A 7,165-nucleotide genomic window follows, 5' to 3' on the forward strand; every position below is an offset into this window, starting at 1 on the left:
AGACCTCAGTACAAAGTATCGCATGAAGCCTTCCTTTGGCGGAGACAAAGATAGAAAAAATATTTAATTTAATTTGGAATTCAACACAGTACCTCTGTGGCTCTATGTTCCCAAAAACATTACTTTTGCAATATCAATAAAACACTGCATCAATGATACTTCTCCATACTTCCGATTGGCACATAGGACAATACTTTTATGGTTACGACCGTAAAGAAGAACACATCGCTTTCTTTCGTTGGCTGAAAGAAACAATCAAGCAACAAGCTGTCGATGTACTTCTTATTGCAGGTGATATTTTCGACAGTCCCAACCCCTCGGCCGAGTCGCAACGGATTTATTATCGTTTTCTTCGTGAAGTAACTACCGAAAATCCTGCTTTGCAAATTGTAATTACTGCAGGTAATCATGATTCGGCTGCACGATTGGAAGCAGCTAACCCCTTGTTGCAGGATATGAATATATCAGTAAAAGGAGTTATCCGCAAAAACGAAAATAACGAAACTGATTGTTCTTGTTTGTTTGTACCTCTTATTAAAAATGGAAAAACCGAAGCTTGGTGTATGGCTGTTCCGTATCTGCGGCAAGGCGATTATCCCAATACCGAAAGCTATGCCCATGGAGTGAAAGAAATGTACGAACAGCTTTACAATGAAATGAATGAGGTGAAACAACCCGGTCAACCACTTATTGTAATGGGACACTTACAGGTTATGGGCTCCGAATTATCATCGAACGACCGTTCCGAGCGAACCATTATTGGTGGATTGGAAAGCGTTTCTACCGACCTATTCGACCGGGAAGATGTACTTTATACAGCCTTAGGACACCTTCATAAAGCACAACGTATGGGCAGCAAACAAAACATCTGCTACTCGGGAAGCCCATTACCCATGTCTTTTACTGAAAAGAAATATCAACAAGGAGTGAATATTATTGAGATACAGGATGGACAATTAACCCAAATGGAACGTGTTAACTTTGACCCTCCGGTGCGGTTGCTGAGTTTGCCCGATGAACCCCGTATACTGGTTGAGGTACTGGAAGAAATAGCAAATCTGCCCGACGGTGACATAGTAGCTGCTTCACCTTATCTGGAACTTAAAGTGTTGATAACTGAGCCCGAACCCTCTATGCGGAATCAAATTGAAGAAGCACTTCAAAATAAATCGGTACGGTTAACCAGTGCTGTACCCTTCCGTTTAAAACGTGAAGGCGATTTACAAACCTTTACTTACGAAGAACTTAAAACAATCAATCCCATGAAAATGGCAGAAGATATATTTGCAAGCCGGTACGGCAATGAGATGCCCAACAAAATGAAAACCCTGCTGCAAAGTGTAATAGAGGAGGCACAAAGATGAAGATATTAGCTATCAGAGGAAAAAATCTGGCTTCGCTCGAGGGAGATTTTGAAATTGATTTTACAACAGAACCTCTTAAGTCTACAGGATTATTTGCAATAACAGGCCCTACCGGTGCGGGCAAGTCTACTATACTCGATGCCCTTTGTGTGGCTTTGTTTGATGATGCTCCCCGCCTCAATAAAGCAGAAGCATCAATCAATGTTGCCGATGTAGAAGATAAAACCATCACCCAAAGAGACAGCCGTAACATTCTCCGCCGTGGAACCAGCGAAGGATACGCAGAGGTTGATTTTGTGGCACTTAACGGTGATAAATATCGTTCGCGATGGATGGTACGACGTGCCCGGGGAAGAATTGACGGAGCACTGCAAGCAACCTCGCTGAAACTGGAAAACCTGACTACAAACTGCGAAGAGCAAGGAACAAAAAAAGATCTGCTTAACCGAATTACAGAGATAATTGGCCTTACATTCGACCAGTTTACACGTGCTGTATTGCTGGCTCAGGGAGATTTTGCCACTTTTCTTAAAGCCAAACAGAATGAGAAAGCCGAACTACTGGAAAAACTTACCGGAACCGAAGTGTATTCCAGGATATCAGCCTTGATTTACCAAAAAACAAACGACGCACGCATTGATCTTGAATTGCTTAACCACCGCATAGCCGATATTAAGCTACTTACTTACGAGGAACTTGAACATTACAATCAAGAAAAAAACAAACTGAAAGCAGGTATAGAACCTTTAAAGCAACAGCAAACAGTTATCAGCAAAAAACTGGAATGGCTTAACGAAACCGAACGCATAAAAGCAGAAATACGACAGGCCGAACTTCAGTTAAATGACATTCGCACCAAAATCCGCGAAGCCTCTCCCCGTTACGATTATCTAACGATGTTGGATACCTCGCAAGAAATACGCGATACATATATTGATTTGATAAACAAGCGTAAGCACCATCAAAACCTACTTGCTTTCCTGCAAAAGCAGGAAGAAGAACTTCAAAAGGTTACAGAGAAACTGGTGCTTGCCAATGAACAGTTTAAAACAATTGATACACAACTGAAAGAGGCTGAACAACGCTATAACAACCTCAAGCCCGAAATAAACAAGGCGCGCGAAATAGACAGGCAAATGCATTCGCTGAAAGAAAGACTTCAGGATATGCACAAAGAACTATCCAAAATAAAAACACAACACGATAACCAAAACAAGAATATAGCTACCATTCAAAAGCAGTTGGAAGATAGTAAAAAAATAAAAACAGACTTGCATAACTGGTTCGAAACCAACGATAAATTCAAAGAGATAGTTAGCCGTTATGATCTTATTATTAACTTGCTGAATGATGCACGTATTGCCGGAGAGCAGAAAAAGAATGTTTTGGTATCCTTAGATTCGAGCAAGAAATTGCTTCAAACATACACTGTACAACAAAAGCAATATGAGGAAGAAGCCGGACGTTTAAATACATTATTACCAACAGAGGTTTTAATTTTACGACGTAAACTGGAGGAAGGGCAACCATGCCCGGTGTGTGGAAGCATTGAACATCCCTTACTTATTAACCACACAGATGCCGAAAACAGTGCTATCAACGAGGAAGAGTTGGAAAAAGCAAAAGCCCAACTAGTTAAAGAAATCTCGCAAACAACAAAGAATATTGAAGATACGCTTAAGAACATAACGGTTTTCGAAACACATATACATAGTTATCAAACCCAATATACTAACACCATAACTAATCTTACTGCCTATTTACAAAAGATTGATCAGTGGGAGTTAAAGTTGGAACAAGGTGTTCTTCAAAAAGAACTATCGCAGATGGTAAAAACATGGAATGACAATCAATTACGTCTTACCAAATGCGAGCAGTTTATAGAAAACACTACATTGAAACTATCGTTAGAGCAAAAATCGTTTGATTCTTTACAAGAAGATTTTAGAACGAGAACCGAACTTTACAACGAACAAACAAAGGTTTGGAAAGATTATGTTGAACAACGATCTGCCATACTGGGTGGTAAAACTGTTGACGAAGCAGAGGATTATTTTGCCAAACTCAGGGAAAAACTTACTCGCCAATACAACAGTTTAAGAGATGAAAGAGAGAAGACCGATAAGGAAAAAGCAACTATAAACGGTGTAATAGGCCAGTTTAAGAAAGATATTCAGGATACAATTGTTCAAACCGGGCTATTGGAACAAACTGTTAGTCAGTGGCTTGATAAGAAAACGCATTCCATAACCCCCGAAATATTAAAAGATCTGATTACCAAATCTGCCGAATGGGTAAACCAGGAACGTAAATACCTCACAGGAATTAAAGAGCAAGAACTTATCTTGTCGACCACCATGCAGGAAAAGAACAACCGTTTTAATCGCCATCTTGAATTGCCCGATAAACCAACCGATGAAACAAAAGAACAACTGGTATTATTAGTAACCGAAACAGCTAGCCAACAAGATGAGATGAATAAGCGCTTAACCGAGATAGAGGTATTACTTGCCACTCACAATAACGGTAAAGAAAGAATAAAGGCAATAGAATCTGAACTAAAAACCAAGAACGAATTATATACAAACTGGGCCAAACTGAATGAGTTATTAGGTTCGGCAAAAGGAGATAAGTTTAAAACTATTGCCCAAGGTTATACGCTCGATGTGCTTCTTAGTTATGCAAACAAGCACCTGGAAGAGCTAACCGGAAGATACAAACTAGAGAAAATTCCCAACACACTTGCCTTACAAGTGGTTGATAACGATATGTTGGGCGAAATACGTACTGTTCACTCGTTGTCGGGTGGCGAATCGTTCCTTATTTCGTTATCACTGGCTCTGGGTTTGTCTGCTCTTTCTTCGAACCGAATGAAAATTGAATCTCTGTTCATTGACGAAGGTTTCGGTGCATTGGATATTGATACATTGAATGTAGCCATGGATGCATTGGATAACCTGCAAACACAAGGCAGAAAAATAGGGGTAATATCGCATGTTGAAGAGATGAAAGAAAGAGTCAATGTACAAATACAGGTAACAAAGGCTTCGAATGGACGTAGTAGTGTGAGGGTTGTGGGGTAAATAAAATCAAAAGATAGATATGGAAAAAATTGTTTATGTGAAAATCCCTCAAAACGAGGAGGAATTTGTGAATTTGTTTTCAAATGTAATAGAATCATTTAGAAAATCAGGAGAAGAGTTGCCTAAATATTTTAATGAAGCAAATATCTGTGATGATTGCGAAATTGAGGAAATTATTAAATTGTTAAGCGGATATTATCTATCTGAAACTGAAAAACAAATCAAATTATTAGGAGAAAAAGATGATAATTATTTGATTGAAATAAGGGATTAGCACAGTAATGAGGGTGTGTCACACTTTGACACACTCTCTTGTGATTTGATCTGCTATAATTTGTTTATCTGTTCTTCCGTCAATCCGGTTACATTTATAATTGTTTCAATTGGGATGTTGGCTAGTTTCAAATTGCGAACCATTGTCTTTTGAGCTTCTTCTCTTCCTTCCTCTCTGCCCTCTTCTCTTCCTTCTTCCCTTCCTTCCTCTCTTCCTTCCTCTCTTCCTTCAATCCTTCCAGTCTCAATAACACTTGCCTGATAACGCAAAGCTTCCATGTGTGAGTTATACCGAAGCCTATCCTTATCACTAAGATGGCTAACATCAAGTATCTCTTTGGCTTCTTTCAGACCCTTGGCTTGCGGACGGGCCGGTATTTTTCCTGTTTTAAGGAACGCAATCCATTCATCGAGTGGAGTGAGGGCATGTTTATCAAATTCGTTTACACGAAGAACATAGTATTCGGGAAACAATTGCTCTACTTTTTGATAAGTAAACTGTTTTCGTTGACTGGCAGACAGTCCTAATGTATCTTTGGTATGGATACCTTGAAACTCGGTGCGACCGTGATATACATAGTCTTTACCTTGTCCTAAATCAAAATAGACGATGTTTATTGAATATACTTTGCGCACTTTCGAGTAGAATTCTCCTTTACTTATGTATTCCGAAATAGCTTTCGATACTCCATAAAGCATGCGATGAAAGTAATCGAGCTCGCGGTTGTTTTGCACTTCAATGATAACAAGTTCGCCTTTACTGTTTTCGGCAAACATATCTACACGATTAAACTTATCTGCTTCGTGCTCTTGGTTGCCTTCGCTCTCAAGCATGCGAACAATCTTAATGTCTTCGTTCAACAAAGTAGATAAAAAACCTTCTAACACTACGAAGTTGGATTTTTGACGCAATAAGCGTTTCATTGCCCAGTCAAAACTGATAAGGTTTGCCATAATTATATGCTTAAAATGTTACTTGTTATAATTCGTTTATCTGCTCTTCCGTCAATCCGGTTACACTTATAATTGTTTCAATTGGGATGTTGGCTACTTTCAGATTACTAGCCATTGTCTTTTGAGCTTCTTCCTTTCCTTTCTCTATACCTTTCTCCAGACCTTTCTCTATACCCTCCTTTATTCCTTCCTCTCTTCCTTCAATCCTTCCAGTCTCAATAACACTTGCCTGATAACGCAAAGCCTCCATGTGTGAGTTATACCGAAGCCTATCCTTATCACTAAGGTGACTAACATCAAGTATCTCTTTGGCTTCTTTCAGACCCTTGGCTTGCGGACGGGCCGGTATTTTTCCTGTTTTAAGAAACGAAATCCATTCATCGAGTGGAGTGAGGGCATGTTTATCGAATTCGTTTACACGAAGAACATAGTATTCGGGGAACAATTGTTCTACCTTTTGATAAGTAAACTGTTTCCGCTGACTGGCAGACAGTCCTAATGTATCTTTGGTATGAATGCCTAGAAACTCGGTGCGACCGTGATATACATAGTCTTTACCTTGTCCTAAATCAAAATAGACGATGTTTATTGAATATACTTTGCGAACTTTCGAGTAGAATTCTCCTTTACTGATGTATTCCGAAATAGCTTTTGATACTCCATAAAGCATACGATGAAAGTAATCGAGCTCACGGTTATTTTGTACTTCAATGATAACAAGCTCGCCGTTACTGTTTTCGGCAAACATATCTACACGGTTAAACTTATCTGCTTCGTGCTCTTGGTTGCCTTCGCTCTCAAGCATGCGAACAATCTTAATGTCTTCGTTCAACAAAGTAGATAAAAAACCTTCTAACACTACAAAGTTGGACTTTTGACGCAATAAGCGTTTCATTGCCCAGTCAAAACTGATAAGGTTGCCCATAATTATATGCTTAAAATGTTACTTGTTATAATTCGTTTATCTGTTCTTCCGTCAATCCAGTTACACTTATAATTGTTTCAATTGGGATGTTGGCTACTTTCAAATTGCGAGCCATTGTCTTTTGAGCTTCTTCCCTTCCTTTCTCTATACCTTTCTCCAGACCTTTTTCTATACCTTTCTCCATACCCTCCTTTATACCTTCTTCTCTTCCTTCGATCCTTCCAGTTTCAATAACACTTGCCTGATAACGCAAAGCCTCCATGTGCGAGTTATACCGAAGCCTATCCTTATCACTAAGATGGCTAACATCAAGTATTTCTTTGGCTTCTTTCAAACCCTTGGCTTGCGGACGGGCCGGTATTTTTCCTGTTTTAAGAAACGAAATCCATTCATCGAGTGGAGTGAGGGCATGTTTATCGAATTCGTTTACACGAAGAACATAGTATTCGGGAAACAATTGTTCTACTTTTTGATAAGTAAACTGTTTTCGCTGACTGGCAGACAGTCCTAATGTATCTTTGGTATGGATACCTTGAAACTCGGTGCGACCGTGATATACATAGTCT

At 39.3% G+C, this 7,165-nt stretch carries 5 protein-coding genes and 1 pseudogene; 3 read left to right on the forward strand and 3 right to left on the reverse strand.

Annotation, left to right across the window (positions count from 1 at the left end; genetic code table 11):
- Positions 1-152: 152 nt before the first annotated feature.
- Genes D0T85_RS21765 through D0T85_RS21775 form a run of 3 tightly spaced genes read left to right on the forward strand, consistent with a single transcriptional unit; the run spans position 153 to position 4,721 of the window.
- Positions 153-1,364: an exonuclease SbcCD subunit D C-terminal domain-containing protein gene (locus D0T85_RS21765; RefSeq protein ID WP_163215630.1), complete on the forward strand. Its 1,212-nt coding sequence runs from the start codon at positions 153-155 to the stop codon at positions 1,362-1,364.
- Positions 1,361-4,447, forward strand: coding sequence for an AAA family ATPase (locus D0T85_RS21770; protein WP_163215631.1), 3,087 nt, complete (start codon positions 1,361-1,363; stop codon positions 4,445-4,447). Before D0T85_RS21765 ends, D0T85_RS21770 begins: the two co-directional genes overlap by 4 nt.
- A 19-nt stretch (positions 4,448-4,466) precedes the next feature.
- Positions 4,467-4,721, forward strand: coding sequence for a hypothetical protein (locus tag D0T85_RS21775; RefSeq protein WP_163215632.1), 255 nt, complete (start codon positions 4,467-4,469; stop codon positions 4,719-4,721).
- Positions 4,722-4,774: 53 nt separating this feature from the next.
- On the opposite strand, the gene D0T85_RS21780 is transcribed toward D0T85_RS21775, so the two are convergent.
- From D0T85_RS21780 to D0T85_RS21790, 3 genes and pseudogenes are all read right to left on the reverse strand, one after another.
- Positions 4,775-5,674 carry an Rpn family recombination-promoting nuclease/putative transposase gene (locus D0T85_RS21780; RefSeq protein ID WP_163215633.1) on the reverse strand — a complete coding sequence of 300 codons (900 nt, stop codon included), beginning with the start codon at positions 5,672-5,674 and terminating at the stop codon, positions 4,775-4,777.
- Between the two features lie 25 nt (positions 5,675-5,699).
- Positions 5,700-6,599 (reverse strand): Rpn family recombination-promoting nuclease/putative transposase, encoded by a 900-nt coding sequence (locus tag D0T85_RS21785; RefSeq protein ID WP_163215634.1) that lies wholly within the window; start codon positions 6,597-6,599, stop codon positions 5,700-5,702.
- Positions 6,600-6,624: 25 nt separating this feature from the next.
- Positions 6,625-7,165: pseudogene (locus D0T85_RS21790) on the reverse strand (hypothetical protein); the annotation flags it as partial.

It is taken from the genome of Bacteroides sp. 519 (assembly GCF_010500955.1).
Taxonomy (GTDB): domain Bacteria; phylum Bacteroidota; class Bacteroidia; order Bacteroidales; family Bacteroidaceae; genus Bacteroides.

Excerpts from the sequence above, each read along its gene's own strand:
- D0T85_RS21765 (WP_163215630.1), top strand. The coding sequence starts at position 153 with ATGATACTTCTCCATACTTCCGATTGGCACATAGGACAATACTTTTAT.
- D0T85_RS21770 (WP_163215631.1), top strand. The coding sequence starts at position 1,361 with ATGAAGATATTAGCTATCAGAGGAAAAAATCTGGCTTCGCTCGAGGGA.
- D0T85_RS21775 (WP_163215632.1), top strand. The coding sequence starts at position 4,467 with ATGGAAAAAATTGTTTATGTGAAAATCCCTCAAAACGAGGAGGAATTT.
- D0T85_RS21780 (WP_163215633.1), bottom strand. The coding sequence starts at position 5,674 with ATGGCAAACCTTATCAGTTTTGACTGGGCAATGAAACGCTTATTGCGT.
- D0T85_RS21785 (WP_163215634.1), bottom strand. The coding sequence starts at position 6,599 with ATGGGCAACCTTATCAGTTTTGACTGGGCAATGAAACGCTTATTGCGT.